General features: G+C 66.6%; 21 protein-coding genes and 1 tRNA gene. 7 read left to right on the top strand and 15 right to left on the bottom strand.

All coding sequences use genetic code 11. The features are described from left to right. Window positions 1-18: 18 nt before the first annotated feature. The 3 genes from mutS to V8246_RS12975 all read left to right on the top strand — a co-directional run bounded on the left by mutS (window position 19) and on the right by V8246_RS12975 (window position 5,981). On the top strand, window positions 19-2,559 hold the full coding sequence (mutS, locus tag V8246_RS12985; protein WP_336189863.1) for a DNA mismatch repair protein MutS: 2,541 nt from the start codon (window positions 19-21) through the stop codon (window positions 2,557-2,559). Between the two features lie 400 nt (window positions 2,560-2,959). Then, window positions 2,960-5,206: a catalase/peroxidase HPI gene (katG, locus tag V8246_RS12980; RefSeq protein WP_336189567.1), complete on the top strand. Its 2,247-nt coding sequence runs from the start codon at window positions 2,960-2,962 to the stop codon at window positions 5,204-5,206. Between the two features lie 160 nt (window positions 5,207-5,366). Continuing rightward, complete coding sequence (locus V8246_RS12975; protein WP_336189566.1) at window positions 5,367-5,981, top strand: DUF937 domain-containing protein; 615 nt, start codon at window positions 5,367-5,369, stop codon at window positions 5,979-5,981. Between the two features lie 46 nt (window positions 5,982-6,027). On the opposite strand, the gene V8246_RS12970 is transcribed toward V8246_RS12975, so the two are convergent. The 8 genes from V8246_RS12970 to ffh all read right to left on the bottom strand — a co-directional run bounded on the left by V8246_RS12970 (window position 6,028) and on the right by ffh (window position 12,280). Next, entirely contained in the window at window positions 6,028-6,414 is a 387-nt protein-coding gene (locus tag V8246_RS12970) for a S4 domain-containing protein (protein ID WP_336189565.1), read from the bottom strand. 58 nt (window positions 6,415-6,472) lie between these two features. After that, window positions 6,473-7,495 (bottom strand): PHB depolymerase family esterase, encoded by a 1,023-nt coding sequence (locus tag V8246_RS12965; protein ID WP_336189564.1) that lies wholly within the window; start codon window positions 7,493-7,495, stop codon window positions 6,473-6,475. A 126-nt stretch (window positions 7,496-7,621) separates the two neighbouring features. Beyond that, window positions 7,622-8,020 carry a 50S ribosomal protein L19 gene (gene rplS, locus V8246_RS12960; RefSeq protein WP_185896631.1) on the bottom strand — a complete coding sequence of 133 codons (399 nt, stop codon included), beginning with the start codon at window positions 8,018-8,020 and terminating at the stop codon, window positions 7,622-7,624. Between the two features lie 149 nt (window positions 8,021-8,169). Next, window positions 8,170-8,928, bottom strand: a complete 759-nt coding sequence (trmD, locus tag V8246_RS12955) for a tRNA (guanosine(37)-N1)-methyltransferase TrmD (RefSeq protein ID WP_336189563.1) — start codon at window positions 8,926-8,928, stop codon at window positions 8,170-8,172. Between the two features lie 132 nt (window positions 8,929-9,060). Beyond that, window positions 9,061-9,588 (bottom strand): ribosome maturation factor RimM, encoded by a 528-nt coding sequence (gene rimM / locus V8246_RS12950; RefSeq protein WP_336189562.1) that lies wholly within the window; start codon window positions 9,586-9,588, stop codon window positions 9,061-9,063. A 38-nt stretch (window positions 9,589-9,626) separates the two neighbouring features. After that, entirely contained in the window at window positions 9,627-9,884 is a 258-nt protein-coding gene (gene rpsP, locus V8246_RS12945) for a 30S ribosomal protein S16 (RefSeq protein WP_185896634.1), read from the bottom strand. Between the two features lie 105 nt (window positions 9,885-9,989). Continuing rightward, window positions 9,990-10,790 carry an aminotransferase class IV family protein gene (locus V8246_RS12940; protein ID WP_336189561.1) on the bottom strand — a complete coding sequence of 267 codons (801 nt, stop codon included), beginning with the start codon at window positions 10,788-10,790 and terminating at the stop codon, window positions 9,990-9,992. 119 nt (window positions 10,791-10,909) lie between these two features. Beyond that, window positions 10,910-12,280: a signal recognition particle protein gene (gene ffh, locus V8246_RS12935; protein ID WP_336189560.1), complete on the bottom strand. Its 1,371-nt coding sequence runs from the start codon at window positions 12,278-12,280 to the stop codon at window positions 10,910-10,912. 124 nt (window positions 12,281-12,404) lie between these two features. Between ffh and ccsA the strand changes: the two genes are divergently transcribed. Further along, window positions 12,405-13,196: a cytochrome c biogenesis protein CcsA gene (ccsA, locus tag V8246_RS12930; protein WP_336189559.1), complete on the top strand. Its 792-nt coding sequence runs from the start codon at window positions 12,405-12,407 to the stop codon at window positions 13,194-13,196. Then, window positions 13,193-13,711: a demethoxyubiquinone hydroxylase family protein gene (locus V8246_RS12925; RefSeq protein WP_336189558.1), complete on the top strand. Its 519-nt coding sequence runs from the start codon at window positions 13,193-13,195 to the stop codon at window positions 13,709-13,711. The genes ccsA and V8246_RS12925 overlap by 4 nt, the downstream gene beginning before the upstream one ends. Window positions 13,712-13,844: 133 nt before the next feature. Here V8246_RS12925 and radA read toward each other — a convergent pair whose 3' ends face one another. Continuing rightward, on the bottom strand, window positions 13,845-15,233 hold the full coding sequence (gene radA / locus V8246_RS12920) for a DNA repair protein RadA (RefSeq protein ID WP_336189557.1): 1,389 nt from the start codon (window positions 15,231-15,233) through the stop codon (window positions 13,845-13,847). 524 nt (window positions 15,234-15,757) lie between these two features. On the opposite strand from radA, the gene V8246_RS12915 reads away from it, so the two are divergent. Continuing rightward, entirely contained in the window at window positions 15,758-16,978 is a 1,221-nt protein-coding gene (locus tag V8246_RS12915) for a hypothetical protein (protein ID WP_336189556.1), read from the top strand. Window positions 16,979-17,101: 123 nt separating this feature from the next. Next, a complete protein-coding gene (locus tag V8246_RS12910) occupies window positions 17,102-17,938 on the top strand; it encodes a hypothetical protein (RefSeq protein ID WP_336189555.1) in 837 nt (278 codons plus the stop codon). Window positions 17,939-18,073: 135 nt separating this feature from the next. Here V8246_RS12910 and V8246_RS12905 read toward each other — a convergent pair. The 6 genes from V8246_RS12905 to V8246_RS12880 form a co-directional block, all read right to left on the bottom strand. Then, a tRNA-Thr gene (locus V8246_RS12905) sits at window positions 18,074-18,149 on the bottom strand. Between the two features lie 221 nt (window positions 18,150-18,370). Continuing rightward, window positions 18,371-18,685, bottom strand: a complete 315-nt coding sequence (locus tag V8246_RS12900) for a hypothetical protein (protein WP_336189554.1) — start codon at window positions 18,683-18,685, stop codon at window positions 18,371-18,373. A gap of 116 nt (window positions 18,686-18,801) precedes the next feature. Then, a complete protein-coding gene (gene ispH, locus V8246_RS12895; protein ID WP_336189553.1) occupies window positions 18,802-19,752 on the bottom strand; it encodes a 4-hydroxy-3-methylbut-2-enyl diphosphate reductase in 951 nt (316 codons plus the stop codon). Window positions 19,753-19,948: 196 nt separating this feature from the next. Beyond that, the gene (gene lspA, locus V8246_RS12890) at window positions 19,949-20,446 is read right to left on the bottom strand and encodes a signal peptidase II (RefSeq protein WP_336189552.1); all 498 of its coding nucleotides are present in this window, start codon (window positions 20,444-20,446) and stop codon (window positions 19,949-19,951) included. Further along, window positions 20,446-23,277, bottom strand: a complete 2,832-nt coding sequence (ileS, locus tag V8246_RS12885) for an isoleucine--tRNA ligase (protein ID WP_336189551.1) — start codon at window positions 23,275-23,277, stop codon at window positions 20,446-20,448. The genes lspA and ileS overlap by 1 nt, the downstream gene beginning before the upstream one ends. Continuing rightward, the gene (locus V8246_RS12880; RefSeq protein WP_336189550.1) at window positions 23,274-24,221 is read right to left on the bottom strand and encodes a bifunctional riboflavin kinase/FAD synthetase; all 948 of its coding nucleotides are present in this window, start codon (window positions 24,219-24,221) and stop codon (window positions 23,274-23,276) included. The genes ileS and V8246_RS12880 overlap by 4 nt, the downstream gene beginning before the upstream one ends. Window positions 24,222-24,300: the final 79 nt, after the last annotated feature.

Raw genomic sequence — 24,300 nt, 5'->3', positions numbered from 1 at the left:
TCGGAACACACGCCCCTGATGAAGCAGTTCTTCGCCGCCAAGGCGGAGTACCCGGACCTGCTGCTGTTCTTCCGGATGGGGGACTTCTACGAACTGTTCTACGACGACGCACGCAAGGCCGCGCGGTTGCTCGACATCACGCTGACCCAGCGCGGCAGTTCCGGGGGCGCCCCCATCCCGATGGCCGGGGTGCCGGTGCACGCCTGCGAGGGCTACCTGGCGCGACTTGTGGCGCTGGGCGAATCGGTGGCGATCTGCGAACAGATCGGCGACCCCGCACTGGCCAAGGGCCTGGTGGAGCGCAAGGTGGTGCGCGTGGTGACGCCGGGCACCGTGACCGACGAGGCCCTGCTCAACGAACGCCGCGACACCCTGCTCATGGCGGTCGCGCGCGGGCGCGCGGGTTACGGGTTGGCCTGGGCGGACCTGGCCGGTGGCCGCTTCCTGGTCAACGAGGTCGAGAACGACGACGCCCTGGAGGCCGAACTGGCGCGGCTGGAGCCGGCCGAACTGCTGCTGCCGGATGAGGAAGGCTGGCCGGCATTCCTGCAACAGCGCACGGGAACGCGCCGGCGCGCGCCGTGGCTGTTCGACCCCGACAGCGGGCGCCGCCAGCTGCTGGGCTTCTTCGGCGTGCATGACCTCACGGGGTTCGGCATCGATGACAAGGCGTTGGCCACGGCCGCTGCGGGCGCCCTGCTGGGTTATGTGGAAGAGACTCAGAAGCAGCGGCTACCGCACCTCACCGCGATCGCGGTGGAGTCGGCCAGCGACGCGATCGCGATGAACGCGGCCACGCGCCGCCACCTGGAACTGGATACCCGCGTCGATGGCGACACGCGGCACACCTTGCTGGGCGTGCTGGACACCACCGTCACGCCGATGGGCGGGCGTCTGTTGCGGCGTTGGCTGCACCGGCCACTGCGCGACCGCCGCCTGCTGGGCGAGCGCCACCATGCCGTCGCCACGCTGATGGAACACGCCGCGCGCGATCTGCGCACCGGCTTCCGCGGGCTGGGCGACCTGGAACGCATCCTCACCCGCGTGGCGCTACGCTCGGCGCGCCCGCGCGACCTGTCCACGCTGCGCGATGGCCTGGCACTGCTGCCGGAGGTGCAGGGGCATCTCGCACCGCTGGATTCGCCGCGCCTGCGGGCGCTGGCAGCGGAGCTGGGCGAGCACGCGGACACCGCGGCGCTGCTCATCGCCGCCATCGCCGCGCAACCGCCGTTGAAACTCAGCGACGGCGGCGTGCTGGCCGACGGCTACGATGCCGAACTCGACGAACTGCGCCGGCTGAGCACGAACGCGGACCAGTTCCTGGTCGATCTCGAGGCCCGCGAACGCGCGAGCAGCGGCATCGCCACGCTCAAGGTGGGCTACAACCGCGTGCATGGCTATTACATCGAGATCAGCAAGGGCCAGGCCGACAAGGCGCCGGTGCACTACACGCGCCGGCAGACACTGACCGGCGCCGAGCGCTACATCACCGAGGAGTTGAAACAGTTCGAGGACAAGGTGCTGTCGGCACGCGAGCGTTCGCTGTCCCGCGAGAAGCTGCTTTACGACGCACTGCTGGATACGCTCAATGCGCGCCTCGAGCCGCTCAAGCGCTGCGCTGCCGCGCTGAGCGAGCTGGACGTGCTCGCCGCCTTCTCCGAACGTGCACAGGAACTGGACTGGGCGCAACCGGAGCTGGATGAAGCACCCGGCCTGCGCATCGAGCGCGGACGGCACCCGGTGGTCGAGGCGGTGCGCAAGGAACCGTTCGAGCCCAACGACCTGGTGCTGGACGAAGGCAGGCGCATGCTGGTGATCACCGGCCCGAACATGGGCGGCAAGTCGACCTACATGCGGCAGAACGCGCTGATCGTGCTGCTGGCCCACATCGGCAGTTTCGTCCCGGCATCGCGTGCGGTGATCGGGCCTATCGACCGTATCCTCACCCGCATCGGCGCCGGCGACGACCTGGCGCGTGGCCAGTCCACCTTCATGGTGGAGATGGCGGAGACCAGCTACATCCTGCATCACGCCACTTCACAGTCGCTGGTGCTGATGGACGAGATCGGCCGCGGCACCTCGACCTACGACGGCCTGGCGCTGGCGGACGCGGTGGCGCGCCACCTGGCCGGCACCAACCGCTGCTACACGCTGTTCGCCACCCATTATTTCGAATTGACGGCGCTCGCAGGCGAACCCGGCAGCGGCATCGCCAACGTGCATCTGGACGCTGTGGAGCACGGCGATACGCTGGTCTTCATGCATGCGGTGAAGGAGGGGGCGGCGGACCGGAGCTTCGGCCTGCAGGTGGCGGCGCTGGCCGGCCTGCCCAGGACCACGCTGCAGCAGGCACGCCGGCGGCTGGCCGAGCTGGAACAGCGTGGCCGGGAAACCCATGCATCGGGCATGGCGCCGCAGGCGCTGGATGCGCCGCAACAGTTCGGCCTGTTCGCCGCGGCGCCTTCGGCCGCACAGGAGGCCCTGGCGGCGATCGATCCCGACGAACTCTCGCCCAAGCAGGCGCTCGAAGCGCTGTACCGTCTCAAGGCGCTGCTCTGATCCTGTAGGCGCAGACATGCGCATTCCTCCCGCGCCCCCGCGACCATCGCGGCGAGGCACGACCGCGCACGCGCCTACAACACCCGCGTAACGCCTGCGGAGTATCGTGGGCGCGTGCCGTGGGGATGCCGACGGATGGCGCAACGCACCATTGAATGCCGCTATCGGACTCTTCGCAAAAAACGATTTTCCTTGATCGTCTGCACTGCCTAGTCTGGTCGCCATCCGCCCACGCCCTCGAGGACGTCAGCCGTGTGCACACCCGCCCTGCCGTCCTCCCTGCACCCTCCTCCCCCGCTCGCAGCGGAGCGCACGCCGCATCGCGCGTCGCTTTCTCCTTTCTGCACCGACGTATTCCCGCCCCCTCCTGAAACACCCCACTGCCCTAGGAAGCCCCGCCATGACCACTGAATCCAAGTGCCCGTTCCATCCGACTGCGGGTGGCGGTACCGGCAATCGCGACTGGTGGCCCAACCAGTTGCGCCTGGACCTGCTGAACCAGCACTCGTCGCGCTCCAACCCGCTCGACCCCGGCTTCGACTACGCCGAGGCGTTCAAGAAGGTCGACTACCACGCGCTGAAGAAGGACCTGCGCGACCTGATGACCGATTCGCAGGATTGGTGGCCGGCCGATTTCGGCCACTACGGTGGCCTTTTCATCCGCATGGCCTGGCATAGCGCGGGCACCTACCGCATCGGCGACGGGCGCGGCGGCGGCGGCCGCGGTCAGCAGCGCTTCGCGCCGCTCAACAGCTGGCCCGACAACGTCAGCCTGGACAAGGCGCGCCGCCTGCTGTGGCCGATCAAGCAGAAGTACGGCCAGGCCATTTCGTGGGCCGACCTGATGATCCTGGCGGGCAACGTCGCGCTGGAAACGATGGGCTTTCGCACTTTCGGCTTCGGCGGCGGGCGTGAGGACACCTGGGAACCGGACCAGGACGTGTACTGGGGCCGCGAGACCACATGGCTGGGCGGCGACATCCGCTATGCGCACGGCTCCGAGGGCGTCGAGAAGCCCGGCGACGCGGGCGTGCTGGTCTCGGACGACACGGCGGACGGCAACGTGCATTCGCGTCGGCTGGAGAATCCGCTGGCGGCCGTGCAGATGGGCCTGATCTACGTGAACCCGGAAGGCCCCGACGGCAATCCCGATCCCCTGCTCGCGGCGAAGGACATCCGCGACACCTTCGCCCGCATGGCGATGGACGACGAGGAAACCGTCGCCCTCATCGCCGGCGGCCATACCTTCGGCAAGACGCATGGTGCCGGCCCTGCCGACAACGTGGGGGCCGAACCGGAAGCGGGCGAACTGGAACAGCAGGGCCTGGGCTGGCACAACACATTCGGCACCGGCAAGGGCGGCGACACCATCACCTCGGGCATCGAGGTCACCTGGACCCAGACGCCCACGCTGTGGAGCAACAAGTTCTTCGAGAACCTGTTCGGGTTCGAATGGGAACTGGAGAAGTCGCCTGCCGGCGCCCACCAATGGGTCGCCAAGAACGCGCCGGAGGACGTGCCGCTCGCGCACGACCCGACTCGCAAGCAGCGCCCCAAGATGCTGACCACCGACCTGTCGCTGCGCTTCGATCCGATCTATGGCCCGATCTCCAAGCGCTTCCTCGAAAATCCGCAGGCGTTCGCCGACGCGTTCGCGCGGGCGTGGTTCAAGCTGACCCATCGCGACATGGGCCCGCGCGCGCGCTACCTGGGCCCGGAAGTGCCCAAGGAAGAACTGATCTGGCAGGACCCGCTGCCCAGTGCCGACTACGCACCCATCGATGCGGCCGACATCGATACGTTGAAGGGCAAGGTGGCGGCCTCGGGGCTGTCGGTGTCCGAGCTGGTCGCCACGGCGTGGGCGTCGGCGTCGACGTTCCGCGGCGGCGACAAGCGCGGCGGCGCAAACGGTGCGCGTGTCCGCCTGGCGCCGCAGAAGGACTGGGCGGTCAACCGACCGGACCAATTGGCGAAGGTGTTGAAGACACTGGAGCGCATCCAGATGGAGTTCAACCTGGAGGCCAGCGGCGGCAAGAAAGTGTCGCTGGCCGACCTCATCGTGCTGGCCGGCGGCGTGGGCGTGGAGCAGGCAGCGAAGGCGGGCGGCGTCGACGTCACGGTGCCGTTCCGTCCCGGCCGCACCGATGCACGCCAGGACCAGACCGATGTCGAATCGTTCGCCGTGCTGGAGCCGTCCGCCGATGGGTTCCGCAACTACCTCAAGGGACGCTCGGTCGTGCCCGCCGAACACCTGCTGATCGACAGAGCGCAGTTGCTGACCCTCACGGCACCGGAGATGACGGTCCTGGTCGGCGGCCTGCGCGTACTGGGCGCCAATGCGGACGGTAGCGACACGGGCGTGCTCACCGACAGGCCAGGCACGCTGAGCAACGACTTCTTCGTCAACCTGCTCGACATGGGGACGGAGTGGAAGGCCACCGGCGACAACCGCTACGCAGGACATGACCGCAAGACGGGGGCGAAGAAGTGGACCGGGAGCCGGGTCGATCTGGTCTTCGGCTCGAACTCGGTGCTGCGTGCACTGGCCGAGGTCTATGCCAGCGCGGATGGCAGGGAAAAGTTCGTGCAGGATTTCGTGGCGGCCTGGACGAAGGTGATGGAACTGGACCGTTTCGACCTGCGCTGATCTTCCACCGCAGGCCTTCGCAACGCCGCATGGCCGGATCCGGCATGCGGCGTTGTCGTCTCCGCCGGTCGGTCCACGTCAATTGTGAGTCGGTGCCCGGTCAGATTGACGCTAGCATCATCCGCGACTCTCCATCCCCGTCCAGGAGGACGATCGCACGATGAGCAACGCATCCCTCGCCGAAGATCTCTTCGCCCAGTTGCAGGGCGCCCCGCTGCAGCAGGTCTCCCAGCAACTCGGCATCGGGCAGATGCAGGCCTCCAGCGCGGTAAGTGCCGCGCTTCCACTGCTATTGGGCGCGCTGGGCCGCAACACGGCGCAGCCGCAAGGCGCGGAAGCGCTCTTCGGCGCCCTGCAGCGCAACCACGCCGGTCTCGACCTTGGCAGCGTGCTGGGCGCGGTGCTGGGCGGCGCATCGTCGCCGCAGGCCAATGGCGCCGGCATCCTCGGCCATATCTTCGGCGGTCAGCAGAACCGGGCCGAACTCGGTCTGGGCCAGGCCACCGGCCTGGGCGGGGAGCGCGCGGGCCAGTTACTGAAGATCCTGGCACCCATCGTGCTGGCCTTCATCGCCCAGCGCTTGAGCCAGGGCGGCGCGCAGAACAACCCGCTGGGACTGGCCGAAGTACTGGGCCAGGAGCAGCGCCAGGTGCAGCAGCAGGGCGGCCTGGGCGGCGGACTGCTCGGTGCGGTGCTGGACCAGGATGGCGACGGCCAGCTGGGCCTGGGGGATATCCTCAAGATCGGCAGCGGCATGTTCGGCGGCGGACGCTGAGCCTTGAACATGCAGGAAGACGAAGGGCGCCCGGGCGCCCTTCTCTTTACATCGCGTCGATGTCGCCCAGCGCGCGGATCAGGCGCCGTGCACGCTTGTCGGGTCTGGACTGTGGCGCCTGGTAGCCGGCGCGCTCGGCCCGCCGCTGCGCCAGCGCCACTTCGCGCCGCATGCGCGAGGCTTCGGATTCGGCATACAGCGCCTGGGCTACGGGCGCAGGCCCGCGCTGATCGCTGAGCCCGCGCACTTCGATCTCGTAGGTGTCGTCACCGCGCGTGATCGCCAGGACATCGCCCACGCGCACGGCGCGCGAGGACTTGGCCCGTTGGCCGCCCACGTCGACCTTGCCGGTCACGATGGCCTGCTTGGCCAGGCTGCGGGTCTTGTAGAAGCGGGCGGCCCAGAGCCAGATGTCCAGCCTCAGGGTCGCCATGCCTTGCTCATCCGATCCCAAATTCATCACGTCCTCACGCATCAGCTTGATGCCTACCCTACCGGGTCTCCGCCAGTCCTGTGGCGATCCTGCGCGCCAGTTCGACGCTCTCCGGTGCCGCCAGCCCGCCCCAACGCTGATCCGCGTCGCCCAATGCCATGCCGGCCGCTGTCAGGTCGCCCCCGTCGAGCAGCCCACGCACCCTCGCCAGATCGGCTTGCACCCGCTCGTTCAGCCCTCTCCTGCATGTTTCCAGGGCGGCGTGGTCGGGCGGCGGCAAGGGCGCATCCAACCATGCCAGCACCTTCTGGAAGGCCCGCCTGTCCGGCGTGGCGTGGCCGCGCGATCCCATCGAGTGGCGATGCACCCGTTGCACGCAGAACTCCTGCATGGAGCGCTGGCTGGCCGCGTCCGCACGACGGTTGGGCAGGTCGTGCGCGCCGGTAACGTAGGCCAGGCGCACCGTCGTCTGGAACAGTCGCATCAGGTCGGCGGGCGGCGCGGTCAAACGAGTGCTCCCGATGGCGTCGCTCCCCGCATTCAGAAGCGCACCACGGAACACGTCCGGATAGGCCAGCGCGACCCTCAACGCCGTCCGCGAACCTCCCGAGAACCCGCCGACGAACACGCGCTCGGGATCCACCGGATACCGCGCGGCGATGCCGTGCGCCGCATGCAGCGCCAACGGCATGCGGCGATCGAACACGATCGCTTCGTTTCCCGCCTCGCGGGGCGACACATAGATCATGCCGTGCGCTTCGAGGGTCGGCATCCAGTCCATGGGCGCACGGTACGCGTCCTGAGGCGGAATCCAGACGAGCAGTGCATAGCCGCGCGGGGGCGGCGGTTTCCGCGGGACGAAGACGTCGAAGCGGGCCTGCGCGATATCCACCGTCTGCTCGGCCAGTTGGCGCCCTGAGCCGGATACATACCGCTGCATGCGATCGAAGGTGGTGGGCGTCTGCGTGCGGCGCGCGATCTCACGCGCGCCCGCGAGCGTTGAAGGCGCATCCAGGCGAACATCGTCCTGACGCCCCTGGCCGGCGACCAGAACAGCCGGCCATGCCAGGGCAGCCATCATGCAGATCGCAATCGCACATCGCCTCATCCGCGTGCACCAGGACTCATCGTGCGGGAGGGCGACATTAAAGCAAAAAGCCCCGGCACAGGCCGGGGCTTCGTGGCGCATCCGGTAACGGACGCGCGTTTACTCGGCAGCGGCGGCAGCGGCCTGGCGGGCGGCCTTGGCGGCGGCATTGGCGGCCAGGTCTTCCTTGATGCGGGCAGCCTTGCCTTCCAGGTCGCGCAGGTAGTACAGCTTGCCGGCGCGGACCTTGCCGCGGCGCTTGACTTCGACCGAGTCGATCGAGGCGCTGTGGGTCTGGAACACGCGCTCGACGCCGTAGCCGTGCGAGATCTTGCGCACGGTGAAGGCGGAGTTCAGGCCGGCGTTCTTCTTGGCGATGACGACGCCTTCGTACGCCTGCACGCGCTCGCGGTTGCCTTCCTTGACCTTCACGTTGACGACGACCGTGTCACCGGGGCCGAACGCGGGCAGCTCGCGCGTGATCTGGGAGGCTTCGAATTCCTGGAGGAGCTTGCTCATGTTGGCACCAATGCTTGTATGCGTGATCGTGTCTTGCGACAGCGGAAACTGATGCAGTCGCCGGATTGCGCTGCACGATATTCTTATGGGATCCGGGGGCGTGAACCGCCCAAGGGTCGCGCATTCTACCGGATTTCCCGGCCGGGTGGCTACCCTGCCCCGTCCCGACCCGCCAGCCCGGCCCGGAAGGCCTCCAGCAGGGTCCGGTCGGCCTTGGACAGGCGGGTTTCGTCCAGCAGGTCCGGCCGCCGCAGCCAGGTCCGACCCAGCGCCTGCTGGCGGCGCCAGCGCGCGATGGCCGCATGGTCGCCGGAGCGCAGGACGGCCGGCACGTCGCCCAGCGGATGGCTCGAAGGCTGAGTGTAGTGCGGGCAGTCCAGCAGGCCGTCGCCCTCGAAACTGTCCTGGATGGCCGACTCCGCATCGTTCAGCGCACCTTCCTGCAGGCGTCCGACCGCATCGATGACCACGGCCGCTGCCAGCTCGCCGCCGGACAGTACGTAGTCGCCGATCGAAAGCTCTTCATCGACCTCGGCCTGAAGGAAGCGCTCGTCCACGCCTTCGTAGCGCCCGCACAGCAGGATCATGCGCGGCAGGGCCGCCAGTTCGCGCGCTTTCTTCTGGGTGAACGGCGCGCCCTGCGGACTCATGTAGATCACCGGCGCCGGGGCCGGATCGGCCGCCCGGACCGATTCCAGACAAGCCTGCAGGGGCTCGATCAGCATCACCATGCCCGGTCCGCCGCCGAACGGGCGGTCGTCCACGCGACGGTAGCCGCCGCTGGCGTAGTCGCGCGGATTCCAGCCATGCAGCGACAGCAGTCCGCGCTCCTGCGCGCGCCCGACAACACCCACCGCGGCCGCCTGGGCGATGAACTCGGGGAACAGGGTCATGACGTCGATGCGCATGGGGCGGGGAGTGAGTGAGAGAAGTGTGGAATGAGGGAGAGCGGCTGCACTGCGAATGGCGACGCGCCAGAGTAAGGCAGGGCCGGCACCGACTGCAGTGCCCACTCACTTCTCACTCCTCTCCACTCACGCCTAGAATTCGGGGTCCCAGTCCACGGTGACCACACCCGCCTCGAAATCCACCGAGCGGATGTAATCGGGATCGACAAACGGTATGAGACGCTCGCGGTCGCCACGCGCCACCAGCACGTCGTTGGCACCGGTGGAAAACAGGTGCGAGACGGTGCCGAAGTCGGTGCCGTCCACATTGACCACGCGCAGGCCTTCCAGATCGACCCAGTAGAATTCGCCCGCGCTCGGCGGTGGCAGCGCGGAACGCGGGACGAAGATCTCCAGTCCCCGCATCGCTTCCACCTGGTCGCGGTCCTCCACGCCCGGCAGCGTGGCCACCAGGTGCTTGCCGGAGGCCTTGCCACGCGCGCCACTGAGCTCGCGCTCGACGCCGGCGGCATCGCGCAGCGTCCACGGCTGGTAGCGGAAGATGGCCTCGCGCGGCTCGGTCCAGGATTCGATCTTGACCTGGCCGCGCACACCAAAAGCGCCCAGTAGCCTTCCCAGCAGAATCATCTTCTGCGGAGTCGGTGGGCGCTCGGTGTTCATGCGGACGGAAGGCCGCGCGGCGTGCGCGGCCGGGTCGCTCAGGCCGCCGGAGCGGACTTGGCGACTTCCTTGTACAGGTTGCGGACCTTCTCGGTCAGCTGCGCGCCATTGCCGACCCAATGGTCGACGCGGGCCACGTCGAGTTCGACGCGCTTTTCGTTGCCGGCAGCGACGGGGTTGTAATAGCCCACGCGCTCGATGTTGCGGCCGTCACGCGCGCTGCGCGAGTCGGTGACGATGATGTGGTAGAAGGGGCGCTTCTTCGCGCCGCCGCGGGTGAGACGGATCTTGACCATGGTGTTTTCCAGTGTTGCCCAGTCGCCAGAATGGCGAGGTAAGCCGGCTATTCTAAGCCATTGAATCGCTCAGGAAAACCCACCAGGGCTCTCCGGTCCCCGTGGTCAGGCCAGCGGCTCCCACGGAGACGCCTCCAGCACCCCCGCCAGCCGGGCCATGAGGGCCGTATCAACGCCCCATGCGACGTCATCGACGCCCACCACCGGCTGTAACCCACTGGCGTTGCAGGCAAAAGCAGCCCGGAACCGCCCCAGATCATGCCGAAGGACCGGCGTCGACCGCTGGGGCACGCCGGCCCGGGTCAAGGCGGCCTGCAGCAAGCGTTCGGCCGTGCCCCGCAGGGCCGGCCCCACTGGCCAGGTGACGGTGTCGCCGTCCCACAGGCCCAGATTCCAGATCGAACCCTCCACGATATGCCCCGCAGGGTCGACGAACAGCGCGTCGTCGAATCCGTCGGCCAACGCCTGCCGTCGATAGTGGAACAGCGGGAACGTGCCCACGTGCTTGAACTGCGGCAGCGGGCGCACGAACGGGTACGTCTTCACCCGCAGCGCCGGCTTCTCCGCCGAGGAGGGCGGCGACAGCGTGATCAGGACATCCGGCGCCACGGCGCGCGCCGGATCGCGGTAGTCGAACTGCGTGGAGAACACGGTGACGCGCACGGACGCATCGCGCAGGCCGGCCGACGCCAGCGCATGCGTCGCCCGCTGCAGGACCGACGCGCCATCGAGCGAGGTGCCGAACAGCGCCTGCGTCGCATCTTCCAGTCGTCTGACGTGCAACTCGCGCCCCTGCACGGCGCCGTTGCGCACCTGCATCGAGGTGAAGTGGCCGTAGTTGGTCAGTGCCAGCGCGCGCAAATTCTCGGCGGTTGCCGGTTTGCCGTTGAGGAAGGCGGAGGTCATGCGGGCGACTCCTGATCTCGTTGTAGGAGCGACGTGAGTCGCGACCGTGGAAACGGAATCGCCCTAAAACCTGTTGGCGCGCGGTCGCGACTCACGTCGCTCCTACAGGAGGCAACATCTCAGCGGAACGGCATGCCGCCGCGGCCGCCCATCATGCCCTTCATGTTGCGCATGAGGCCCTTCATTCCGCCACTGGCGACCTTGCCCATCATCTTTTCCATCTGTTGGTACTGTTTCATCAGCTTGTTGACGTCGGCCGGCGTCATGCCTGCGCCCTTGGCGATGCGGGCGCGACGCGAACCGTTCAACAGCGCCGGATTGCGACGCTCCTTCTTCGTCATCGAGTTGATGATGGCGATCATGCGCGGCACTTCCTTGCCCTGCTGGACCTGCTGCTTCACGTGCTCCGGGATCTGGCCCATGCCCGGCAGCTTGTCCATCAGGCCGGCGATGCCGCCCATGTTCTGCATCTGCTCCAGCTGGTCGCGCATGTCGTTGAGGTCGAACTTCTTGCCCTTGATGACCTTGGCGGCCAGCTTCTCGGCCTTCTCGCGATCGACGTTCTGCTCGACCTGCTCCACCAGCGACAGCACGTCGCCCATGTCGAGGATGCGGTTGGCCACGCGCTCGGGATGGAACACGTCCAGGCCGTCGGGCTTCTCGCCCACGCCGATGAACTTGATCGGCTTGCCGGTGATGTAGCGCACCGACAGCGCCGCGCCGCCACGCGCATCGCCATCGGTCTTGGTCAGCACCACGCCGGTCAGCGGCAGCGCCTCGCTGAAGGCCTTGGCGGTGTTGGCGGCATCCTGGCCGGTCATCGCATCGACGACGAACAGGGTCTCCACCGGCTTGACCGCCGCGTGCAGCGCCTTGATCTCGGCCATCATGGCCTCGTCGATCGCCAGGCGGCCGGCGGTATCGACCAGCAGCACGTCGACGAAGGACTTGCGCGCGTCGTCGATGGCGGCGCGGACGATGTCCTCCGGCTTCTGCCCGGCGTCGGACGGGAAGAACAACACGTCCACCTGCTGCGCCAGCGTCTTCAACTGCTCGATGGCGGCCGGGCGGTAGACGTCCGCACTGACCACCATCACCTTCTTCTTGCGCTTCTCGCGCAGGTGCTTGGCCAGCTTGCCGACGGTGGTGGTCTTGCCGGCGCCCTGCAGGCCGGCCATCAGGATGACGGCGGGCGCGGGTACGTTGAGATTCAGGTCGCTGGCCTGGGAGCCCATCACCGCGGTCAGCTCGTCGCGGACCACCTTGATCAGCGCCTGGCCCGGGGTGAGCGACTTCAGCACTTCCTGGCCGACGGCGCGCACCTTGATGCGCTCGATCAGCGCCTGCACCACGGGCAGGGCCACATCGGCCTCCAGCAGGGCGATGCGGACCTCGCGGGTGGCCTCGCGGATGTTCTCCTCGCTCAGGCGGCCACGGCCGCGCAGGCGCTCGATGGTGCCGGAGAGTCGCTGGGTCAGGGATTCGAACATGGGGTGGACGGGACCAGGGAAAACGGACGGCGATTATACCGGCCTGGCACTCCCGACCCGGCCCGTCCATGCGCAGGGCGCCCATGTCCTGCGCCGATACCGTCCGCTGTGCGACACTTCCGGGATGACAGTCGTTCTCATCGCCGTTGTGCTTTACCTGCTTGCTGCCGGCCTGCTGGTCCGCTCCGTGGCCCGCGATGCGGGCGAGGCCGCAAGGCCGTGGCGGTGGCCGGCGCTGGGGGCGGTGGTGCTGCACGGCGGCTATCACCTGCTGGTGGCCTGGCGCACGCCTGGCGGGCCGGACATGCACTTCTTCGCGGCCCTTTCGCTGGTGTCGCTGGGCATGGCGGCGATGACGCTGCTGGTGGCCATCCAGGGCCGGATGGCGGCGCTGGGGGTGGTGGCGTTCCCGCTGGCGGCCGTGCTGCTGGCCGCCTACCACGTCTATGGCCACCAGGCGTCCAGCGGACTGGAATGGCGCCTGCAGCTGCATGCGTGGCTGGCACTGCTGGCCTACGCGGCGCTGGCCATCGCCGCGCTGCTGGCGGTGATGCTATGGGCGCAGGAACGCGCCCTGCGCCGGCGCGAATTCCACCTTTGGCTGCGTGCCCTGCCCCCGCTGACGGAGTTGGAAGACTTGCTGTTCCGCACGATCACGGTCGGCTTCATCCTGCTGACCGCCACGCTGCTGACCGGCGTGCTGTTCGTCGAGAACTTCCTCGCCCAGAAGCTCAGCCACAAGACGGTGCTGAGCGTGCTGTCATGGCTGGCGTTCGGGGCGCTGCTGGTCGGACGTTGGCGCTATGGCTGGCGGGGTGTGAAAGCCGTCCGCTGGACCCTCGCCGCGATGGCGCTGCTGCTGCTGGCGTTCTTCGGCAGCAAGTTCGTCTACGAGATGGTGTTGGGGCGGGGTTGAGCACGCGTCTGGGCGACCGGATCCTGAAGGTCGATCACGCGGGCGAACACGGCGCCGTCAACATCTATCGCGCGCAGATCCTGGTGGCACGCTGGACGGCACCGCACATGACGCCGGTACTCCGGCACTTCCTGGAGCACGAGCTTGGCCATCGCGCGCTGTTCGGGGGCCAGCTCCAGGCGCGAGGTGTCCGCCGCTGCCACAGCTATGTGTTGTGCGGGGTGGGAGGCTGGACGCTGGGGCTGGTGACCGGCCTGCTGGGCGCGTCCGCCATCGCGGCGACCACGTATGCCGTTGAAAGCGTGGTGTTGCAGCACCTGCTGGAACAACGGCGGCAGCTGGAGACCGCCGACCCGGACGCTTTCGACACCGTGTCGCGCATCATCGCGGAAGAACAGGAGCACCACGATCACGGCCGCGACGCGATGCAGGCAGGCGCCTTCTGGCCGCCGATTCTGACACCGGTCGTGCGCGCGTCGACCGAGGCGGTGATCTGGCTGGGCATGCGCCTCTGATGCTCGTCGCGACCTGCTCCTTGTAGGAGCGACGTCAGTCGCGACCGCACGGCTGACGCGTGCACCGACTTTCCAAGGACAAATCGATCTCGCGGTCGCGACTCACGTCGCTCCTACAAAAGCCGCATGAGCCCTACTCCGCGGCGGCCTCCAGCGCCTGCGACAGCCGCTCCACCGCCACGACTTCCAGGCCCTTGAAGCTGCCCGACTTCGGCGCATTGCCCTTGGGCACGATGGCGCGCTTGAAACCATGCGTGGCGGCTTCGCGCAGGCGCTCCTCGCCGTTGGGCACGGGGCGGATCTCACCCGAGAGGCCCACTTCGCCGAAGGCCACGGTCTTCTCGGCGAGCGGGCGGTCGCGCAGCGAGGACAGCACCGCCAGCAGCACCGGCAGGTCGGCCGCGGTTTCCTGCACGCGGATGCCGCCGACGACGTTCACGAACACGTCCTGGTCGCCCACCACCACGCCGCCGTGCCGGTGCAGCACGGCCAGCAGCATGGCCAGGCGGTTCTGTTCCAGGCCCACCGCCACGCGGCGCGGATTGGACAGGGGTGAGCTGTCCACCAGCGCCTGCACTTCCACCAGCAGCGGCCGCGTGCCCTCGCGGGTGACCATCACGCAGCTGCCCGGTTGCTGGGCGCTGCCGGACAGGAAGATCGCCGACGGGTTGGGCACTTCCTTCAGACCCTTCTCACCCATCGCGAACACGCCCAGTTCGTTGACCGCGCCGAAGCGGTTCTTGAAAGCGCGCAGCACGCGGAAACGGCTGCCGCTCTCGCCTTCGAAATACAGCACGGCATCGACCATGTGTTCCAGCACGCGCGGGCCGGCGATGCCGCCTTCCTTGGTGACGTGGCCCACCAGGAATACGGCCGTGCCGGTCTCCTTGGCATAGCGCACCAGCCGGGCCGCGCTCTCGCGCACCTGGCTGACGGAGCCGGGCGCGGCGGTCAGCGATTCGGTCCAGAGGGTCTGCACGGAGTCGGCGACGATCAGCTTCGGCCGCGCCACCGAGGCGTGCTGCAGGATGGTCTCGATGCCGGTCTCGGCCAGCGCCTGCAGGTTGTCCAGCGGCAGGTCCAGGCGCACGGCGCGGCCGGCGACCTGGGCCAGCGATTCCTCGCCGGTGACGTACAGCGCCGGCAGGCTGGCCGACATCCGGGCCAGGGCCTGCAGCAGCAGGGTGGACTTGCCGATGCCGGGGTCGCCGCCCACCAGCACCACGGCCCCCTCCACCAGGCCGCCGCCCAGCACACGGTCGAACTCGCCGATGCCGGTGGTCACGCGGGCCTCTTCGCTGTGGCGCACGTCTTTCAGGGCGGTGATCCTGGGTGCTTCGGCCTTGCCGGCCCAGCCGGAGCGGCGGGCGGCGGCCGGGGCGCCGGCGGCGGTCTCCAGGACGATCTCGCTGAGGGAGTTCCACGCGCCGCAGTCGGCGCACTGCCCCTGCCATTTGCTGTGCTCGGCCCCGCATTCGGTGCAGACGTAGGCGGTACGGGACTTGGCGGAGGTCTTGGCCACGGGGAACCTGTCGGGACGGCGAGCGGCTACTGTATCGGGCCGCCGTCTCCGGGGGCGAGACCCGGGAAAACAAAGATGAGAGGAGCAAGCACCATTGTCCAGAGATTTGGTGCTTATCGTCGACGAGGAGGCATGGAGATCGGACGGCCCGGCGGACGGAACATTGGGCGCTCCGCATCGGCCACCCGCTTGCACGCCTCCACATGGGCCATCAGGTCGGCGTGGGCGGCCAACCACTCCCCTATACCTCGGGAGTCACTATGAGGCGGCGTCACGGGCGTCTCGCAGCCGCCGCCACAGGGAGTGGAAGTGGGCATCGGTTGGGGGACCCCCGAGACAGAGAGGAGGTCAGTCCGCTGTGCTGTTGCAGCAGCACAAGGGTTGCAGCCAGGTCATGCCTGGGAGGATCCTTGAGGTGGGTTATGGGGGACTTGGCCGGGGCGATCCATCGAGACCCCCTCAGATTTTTTTGCAGAAACGGCAGCCGGCCCGGCCGTTGGCGTCGGGGCACTCAAGGAGGTGGCATGTCTCGCTGGTCTGATCAATATTCGAATCATCAGTTCTTCGCCGACTGGGCAGCCTTTAAACAAATACTCGGCACAGTCGCTCCTCCCGCAGAGGATCCGCAGGCCGTCCAAGAGGTTGCGCGGATGCACAAGGTGGTGGGCTATGTGGATACTCTTCTGAAGAAGCTCGATCCTGAGCTCTGGGGGCTGAACTTCGTTAGCGCTGCGCACGGCTCTCTTACAAATGCAGTGTCAGAACTGTCGAACTACCCTACTAACCAAAACCAGCACCATCTGAGCAACGCAAACAACTTTCTTGACAGCATGATGTTGTCGGTGCAGCAGCAGCCGCTCGCCCCCGTATTCCCCGGAGCAAAAGCTACACAGGGCGCGGCCGAATCCTATACGGCCTTCGTCCAACTCCACATAGGAAAATTTGAAGGGCTACTTACGGCGTTCAAGGAAACGCTGCAGGCGCAGCAGGACGCACTGGAGAGCCGCAGTACCGAGTTAAGCCGCAGACTCGACAAACTGGAAGCCACAGCAGAACGTATGGCATCGGAGTTCCAGAGCATACTTGCTAGGTTCAATTCAGACTTTCAGGCAAGCGAGAACTCCCGAAAGGAACTGTACGAGGCTCAATCCACATTCTTCAAGGACCGCGCGGACCGCCAGATCGCCGATTCTGCAGCACTATTCGCAGCGGGCCACTCCGCACTAGGCAGCGCGCTTGAAAGTGCCGGCAAAGTACTCGGATCCATCATCGACACGTCGCAAGCAGGGGCTTACGCTCAGTACGCAAGCGAGGAGAAGAAAAGCGCGAACCTATACAGGTATTTGGCCCTTGGACTAATGTGCGCGGCGGCACTGGTTCTATTTCTGCCCGAACTCGTCAATGCAGCAAAGGCGGTGAGTCAATACACGATCGACTGGAAGGCGGCTCTACATAGGCTCCCTTTCTCTGTCATTCTCTTCGCGCCCGCCTATTACCTGACCCGCGAGTCGTCACGACATAGGAACAACGAGATCCTCAACCGCCGGCGGCAGCACATACTGACAACCATTGGCCCCTACCTTGCTCTCCTAGACAAGAAAAGAGCGGAGGAGATCAAGGCCGATGTTGCCAAGAGCATCTTTTCTGACGCTCTTCCCACGCTAGACGACAAGTCCCCTGAAACTACAAACGTTCTTGCCCAAGTTACGAATCTGGTTGACCTCATCGTCAAGAAGGCAAAGTAGGCCTCAAGGACTCTGAGATCGCGTCAGGCTTGTTGTGGAAGCTGGGGACTCAGCTAGCCAGGTTCCGAAGTGTTCGCCTGCTAGCGGCAACCGACCCCAGCAAGATGACCCAGAGACCTAAGCGTGAAGGACTACAAGCTAGTGGTGACCAAGTTACTAAACGGTTTGCTGATGATGTCGGGCGCCGCCCTACTCGGGTTCGGTCTCTACTACGCCCACGAAGGCAACTCGACCCTGCTGGCAGTCTGCATAGCCGGAGCGATCCTGCTCATCTTTTCGGGAACTATCGATAGGTTTGAATCCATCAAGGGCCTAGGCGTTGAGGCCAAGACGAGACAACTGACAGAGAAGCTCGTGGAAGCCGACAGAGCGATAGACCAGCTTCGCCAGCTTGCAGAGACGCTGGGTACCGAAAGTGTTGCAGCCAACAGCAAACTTGGGCGCATGGGTTCAGCGCCAACGGCGGAAGAGTCATATATGCATGCACAAGCAGTGCGCGCGGTTATGCTCAATCTCAACTCCAAGCCAGAAGCGATACGGCGGATGCTGAGGCCGTTTGTTCACATGATGCTGTTTGATTTGACGACAGCCCTGCTGCACCCGGCAGCTAAGAACCTCCAAACGAAACTGCAAGAAATGCGCAAGCGGGACCGTGCGGCTGAGACGCCAGAGGAGGCAGAGACGCGGTCGCAACTCCAAGGTGAGATCTACGAGTTCCAGCGTGTATTGGTAAAGGATCTCTACACAAACTTGCCTATCGAAGGCTACCCGAACGAGATTCTTACCCGCCTGAGCCGAGTACCTCTGCTCGATGAAGAGGTACGTCAAGCCACCCAAGGTGAGCTTCTCCAGTTCGCAGGGGAGATGCTCCTACTGCGAAGCGAGGGGCGGCTGGAACACCCGGAAGCATGGTTCGCGAGGGTCAAGACATATCTTGAGCGCGACCCGTATCGAGAGTGAGGGGTAAACCCGCTCAGGGCAGACAAAAAAGGCTCCGGGCATGCACCCGAAGCCTTTCACCTGTGCTAGAGACTTGTACTAGGCGCGCCGCTAAAGGTTGCGCTAAGTAGCTGATCCTAAAGAACTTTCATTAAATGGTGCCGGAAATAGGAATCGAACCTACGACCTACGCATTACGAATGCGCCGCTCTACCAACTGAGCTATTCCGGCGGAGCCGCGAATTTTAGGGGCTGGGGTGGGGGCTGGTCAATGCGGGGGTATTGGGTATCGGGTGGTAAGCCGCCGGGAGGCCGAGTCAGACGTCGCCCGACATGGAGGTGGATCGCCCCGGGTTCAGTAGACGCCTCCAAACCGTTGATTGCGTCAATTGCATAGCAGTCAACAACTCGCGCGCGATGCGAGGATCTCACCACCATCGACGGCCGCCTGGGCTATTCACGCAAGGCATGGTGCCGTCCGCACGCCGCACATTTCCGATAGCGGCCGAGGGGCCCTTTCCGCTCCGTGCCGAGCAATCCGCCGCAGTTGCAGATCAACGCACCGCGGGTTTCCCAGCGCATCAGACGCAGGCTTGCGACGGCGGCCAACAGCATGGCGAGCGCCAACAGAGCGTAAGGCATCCAGCGCAGCACGTCGCCCCACGGATCGAAATGGGCAACATGCCCCCACGTCGATGCGAATGCCAACAGCAGGCATGCCAGTGCCGGCCAATACAACCTGAAAGCCATCCGGTACGTGCGCGTCATCGGCCCCCCCTTGCTCGTGGCGGGCAGGATGATCGGCGGCTGTCGCGCAGAATGAGACGACACAAGAAGCAAGGCCCCGCAGTGCGGGGCCTTTGTCGCGGCGGGGATCGGAAACCTCAGCCGACCAGCTGCAGCCGCAGTTCCTTCGGCAGCGCGAACACCATGTTTTCCGGTTCACCGTCCAGCTCGCTGACACCGGCGGCGCCGAGGTCGCGCAGGCGCTGGATGACGCCATCGATCAGCACGTCCGGTGCCGACGCACCGGCGGTGACGCCGACACGCTGCTTGCCTTCGATCCAGCGCGGATCGATCTCGTGCGCGCCATCGATCAGGTACGACTCCACACCGTCGCGCTCGGCCAGTTCGCGCAGGCGGTTGGAGTTGGAGCTGTTCGGCGAGCCGACCACCAGCACCAGGTCGCACTGCCTGGCCAGATCGCGCACGGCATCCTGGCGGTTCTGCGTGGCGTAGCAGATATCGTCGTTCTTCGGCCCCTGGATGGCGGGAAAGCGCGCCTGCAGCGCTTGGATGATGCCCACGGTATCGTCGACCGACAGCGTGGTCTGGGTGGTGTAGAACAGATTGTCGGGCTGGCTGACCTCCAGCGCGGCGACGCCTTCGATGTCCTCAACCAGATAGATGTGGCCTTCCCCGCCTTCGCGGCTCCACTGCCCCATCGTGCCCTCCACCTCCGGGTGGCCGGCATGGCCGATCAGTACCACGTCGCGACCGGCGCGGCAGTGGCGGGCCACTTCGAAATGGACCTTGGTGACCAGTGGGCAGGTGGCGTCGAACACCTTCAGTCCGCGGCGATCGGCCTCGCTGCGGACGGCCTTCGACACGCCATGCGCGCTGAAGATGACGGTGGCGCCATCGGGCACCTCGTCCAGCTCTTCCACGAAGATCGCGCCGCGCTGCTTGAGGTCGTCGACGACGAAGCGGTTGTGCACCACTTCATGGCGCACGTAGATCGGTGCGCCCAGCGTTTCGATGGCGCGCTTGACGATCTCGATGGCGCGGTCGACGCCGGCACAGAAACCACGGGGATTGGCGAGCAGGACGTCCATAGAATCCGATAGTACCGAAGGCAGGAGAATGAAACGCTAAACGTGTTGCCGGTGCCGATTCCGCATGGCACCTACGCCTCTCCCCCGCCTGCGGGAGAGGGGAACGGGGTGAGGGCAAACCGCCGCGATGTACCCCTTAGGGTGAGCCCTGGCCCAGCGTAGGGGTGTGTCACCGAGCGGCGGGCCAAGGCTCGCCCTACGCGGTTTTTTTCTTGCCGTCGAACAACCCGAACATCGCAATCCCGATCGCCCCGCCGACGACGGCGCAATCGGCGATGTTGAAGGCCGGCCAATAATGGTCGCGCCAGTGCCACTGGATGAAATCGATCACGTGGCCGTGGATCTGGCGGTCGATGACATTGCCCAGCGCGCCGCCGATCACCAGTGCGTACGGCAGCGCCTGGCGCCAGTCGCCGCGGCGCGTACGCGACAGCCAGTAGCCCAGCAGGCCGCTGATGCCCACCGCCAGCACCGTGAAGAACCACAACTGCCAGCCGCCCGCATCGGCCAGGAAGCTGAACGCCGCGCCGGTGTTGTAGGTGCGGTACCAGTTCCAGAAGCCGTCGATCACCGGGATGGCGGTGTATTCCGGCAGCGACGCCAGCACCCAGGCCTTGGACCATTGGTCCAGCGCGATGACGATGACCGACAGCAGCAGCCAGATGAGGGCGTTGGGCTTGGGAGCGGCGGCCATCAGAACCACTCCCGGGTTTCGCCGGTGCCGTCGATGTTGCTGACGCAGCGCCCGCACAGTTCCGGATGTTCGGCATGCGCACCGACGTCGGCGCGGTGATGCCAGCAGCGCACGCACTTGCTTTTCGTGGTTGGCGTGGCGAGCACGAAGACCTCGTCCGCACTGACTTCGGACACGGTGACGTCGCCGCTGATGAAGAAGAACCGCAGCTCCTCGGCCAGCGGCTGCCACTTCGCCGCAGTGGCGGCATTCACGGAGACAGCGATCTCGGCTTCCAGCGCGGCGCCGATCAGGCCGTTGGCGCGCATCGGCTCCAGCACCTTGGCGACCTGCTCACGCAGGGCCAGCAGCTGGTCGAAGTCGTTCGCGTTCAAGGCGGCGTCGGCCGGCAGCGGCGCCAGGCCGTCGTACCAGGTGGCGAACAGCACGTTGCCCGCGCGCTCGCCCGGCAGGTAGCCCCACATCTCGTCCGCGGTGAAGCTCAGCACCGGCGCGATCCAGCGTACAAAAGCTTCGGCGATGCGGTACATCGCGCTCTGCGCGCTGCGGCGCCCGCGCGAATCCTCGCGCATGGTGTACAGGCGATCCTTGGTGACGTCCAGGTACAGCGAACCGAGGTCGACGCTGCAGAAGTTCAGCAACGCCTGCACGATTTCGGCGAAGTCGTAACGGTCGTAGGCGGCCTTGATCTTCTCCTGCACCTCGAAGGCGCGGTGCACGATCCAGCGATCCAGCGCGACCATGTCGGCCGGCACCACCAGGTCGCGGGCGGGATCGAAGCCGTTGAGGTTGCTGAGCAGGAAGCGCGCGGTATTGCGCAGGCGACGGTAGGCGTCGGCGTTGCGCTTCAGGATCTCCTGCGACAGCGACATCTCGTTGCTGTAGTCGGCGCTGGCGATCCACAGGCGCAGGATGTCCGCGCCGAGGGTCTTCATGATGTCCTGCGGCTCGATGCCGTTGCCCAGCGACTTGGACATCTTGCGACCGTGCTCGTCCACGGTGAATCCGTGAGTGAGGCACTGCTTGTACGGCGCTTTCTTGTCGATCGCCACGCCGGTCAACAGCGAGGACTGGAACCAGCCGCGATGCTGGTCCGAGCCTTCCAGGTAGAGGTCGGCCGGCTTGCCGAGGCCACGCTCCAGCAGCACGCCTTCGTGGGTCACGCCGGAGTCGAACCAGACATCGAGGATGTCGGTGATCTTGTCGTAGTCCTTCGCCTCGTCGCCCAGCAGCTCGGCGGCGTCCAGCGTATACCAGACATCGACGCCGCCCCGCTCCACGCGGTCGGCGACCGCGCGCATCAGCTCCACGCTGCGCGGGTGCGGCTCACCGGTCTCGCGGTGCACGAACAGCGCGATCGGCACGCCCCAGGTGCGCTGGCGCGAGATGGTCCAGTCCGGACGGCCATCGACCATGCCGGCGATGCGGGCTTCGCCCCACTGCGGGAACCAGCCGACCTGCTTGATCGCCTGCAGCGCGTCGGCGCGCAGGTTCGCCTGCTCCATCGAGATGAACCACTGCGGCGTGGCGCGGAACGCGATCGGCGTCTTGTGGCGCCAGCAGTGCGGATAGCTGTGTTCCATCTTGCTGAAGGCGAGCAGCACGCCGCTCTGCTTCAGCACGTCGACGATGACGTCGTTGGCCTTCCAGATATGCAGTCCGGCCAGCTCCACGCCATACGCGGCCGGTGTGGAGGGCAGGTATACACCGCGGCCATCGACCGGATTGAGCTGGGCAGGGGTGTATTTGTCCAGCAGGCCGTACTGCTTGCTGACCACGTAGTCTTCCTGGCCGTGGCCAGGGGCGGTATGCACGGCGCCGGTACCGTCTTCGGCCGACACGTGGTCGCCCAGCAGCACGGGAATGTCGCGCGTGTCGTAGAACGGGTGCGCGAACAGCAGGCCTTCCAGCGCACTGCCCTTCACCCGCGCGTGCACGACCACGTCGGTGACGCCGTAGCGCTGCAGCGCACGCGCGGCGAGCGCATCGGCCAGGACCAGCCAGCGACGCTTTCCGTCGTGCGCGGGGCCTTCGACCAGGGCGTATTCCAGCTCGCCGCCGATGGAGATCGCCAGCGACGCGGGCAGCGTCCACGGCGTGGTGGTCCAGATCGGCAGCGCGACCTCGACATCCGCCGGCACCGCGGCGCCGAATGCTTTCGCGACCGCCTGCGCATCGCGCGCGGCGTAGGCGACATCGACGGCGGGCGAGACCTTGTCGGCGTATTCGATCTCGGCCTCGGCCAGCGCCGAGCCGCAGTCGAAGCACCAGTGCACCGGCTTCACGCCGCGGGTCAGGTGGCCGTTGGCGACGATCTTGGCCAGCGCGCGGATCTCGTTCGCTTCGAAGCGGAAATCCAGCGTCTTGTACGGGTTGTCCCAGTCGCCGATCACGCCAAGGCGCTTGAAGTCCCTGCGCTGGAGGTCGATCTGCGACTCGGCGTATTCCCGGCACTTCTGCCGGAACTCGACCGCATCCAGCTTCACGCCGACCTTGCCGAACTTCTTCTCGATGGCGATCTCGATCGGCAGGCCGTGGCAGTCCCAGCCGGGGATGTAGGGCGCATCGAAGCCGGCCAGGTACTTCGACTTGACGATGATGTCCTTCAGGATCTTGTTGACCGCATGGCCCAGGTGGATCGCACCGTTGGCGTACGGCGGGCCGTCGTGCAGCACGAACAGCGGGCGGCCTTTGGCGTTTTCGCGCAGCTGCGCGTACAGGCCCTGGCGTTCCCAGCGGTCCAGCGTGTCGGGCTCGCGCTTGGGCAGGTCGCCGCGCATCGGGAAATCCGTGGCGGGCAGATGAAGGGTCGCTTTGTAGTCCTGGCTCACGCCGTCGCTCGTCGTTGATGTTCGGAAAGGATCTCGCGCGCGTCGTCCGCATCGCGATGCATCTGCTCGGTGAGGCTGGGCAGATCGGGAAATTTCAGTTCGTCGCGCAGCTTGGCGACGAACTCGACTTGGATATGGCGCCCGTAGAGGTCGCCGGCGAAATCGAACAGGTGCGCTTCCAGCAGCGGCTCGACGCCGTCCACGGTAGGACGGGTGCCGAAACTGGAGACCGACGGCCACGGCGCATCACCCACGCCGTGGACCCAGGTGGCGTAGATGCCGGACAGCGCGGGCGTCTTCGGGAAACGCAGGTTGGCGGTGGGGAAACCGAGCGTGCGGCCGAGCTGCTTGCCGCGGACGACGCGGCCACCGATGGCATAGGGCCGCCCCAACAGGCGGTTGGCCGTGGCGAAATCGCCGCTTTTCAGGGCTTCGCGAATGCGCGTGCTTGAGACGCGGTCGCCCTGCGCGTGCACGGGCTCAATCTCGCCAGCGCTGAAGCCGAGTTCGCCGCCCATCGCCTGCAACAGGGCGAGATCGCCGCCGCGGCGGTGGCCGAAGCGGAACTCCGGACCGATCCACACTTCACTCGCCTGCAGTCGGCCGACCAGCAGGGTGCGGACGAAGTCCTCGGCGGACCGGGCGGAGAGCTTGGCGTCGAAGCGCAGCAGGCCGACATGGTCGGCGCCGAGGGTCAGCAGGCCTTCCACCTTGGCCCGTGCCAGGGTAAGCCGCGGCGGCGGGTTGTCCCGGGCGAAGAACTCGCGCGGCAGCGGTTCGAACGTTACCACCACGGCCGGCACGCCCAGGGTCCGGGCACGCGCAACGGCATGGCGCACCAGCGCACGGTGGCCCGAATGCAGGCCATCGAAGGCGCCGATGCAGACCACGCTACCGTGCGGGCACAGAAGCCCGCCATCGACGTCACGGAACAGCCTGCTCATGGAATCCTGTCGGGGCGGAGCGTCCGGTCGGGGCGATCCGCAGGAGATGCAACAATCCTGAAGTATAGCCGGGCGTGCC

The sequence above is a fragment of the Pseudoxanthomonas sp. F11 genome, assembly GCF_037046485.1.
Lineage (GTDB): Bacteria > Pseudomonadota > Gammaproteobacteria > Xanthomonadales > Xanthomonadaceae > Pseudoxanthomonas_A.
This window is presented reverse-complemented; position numbering and strand designations above follow the sequence as displayed.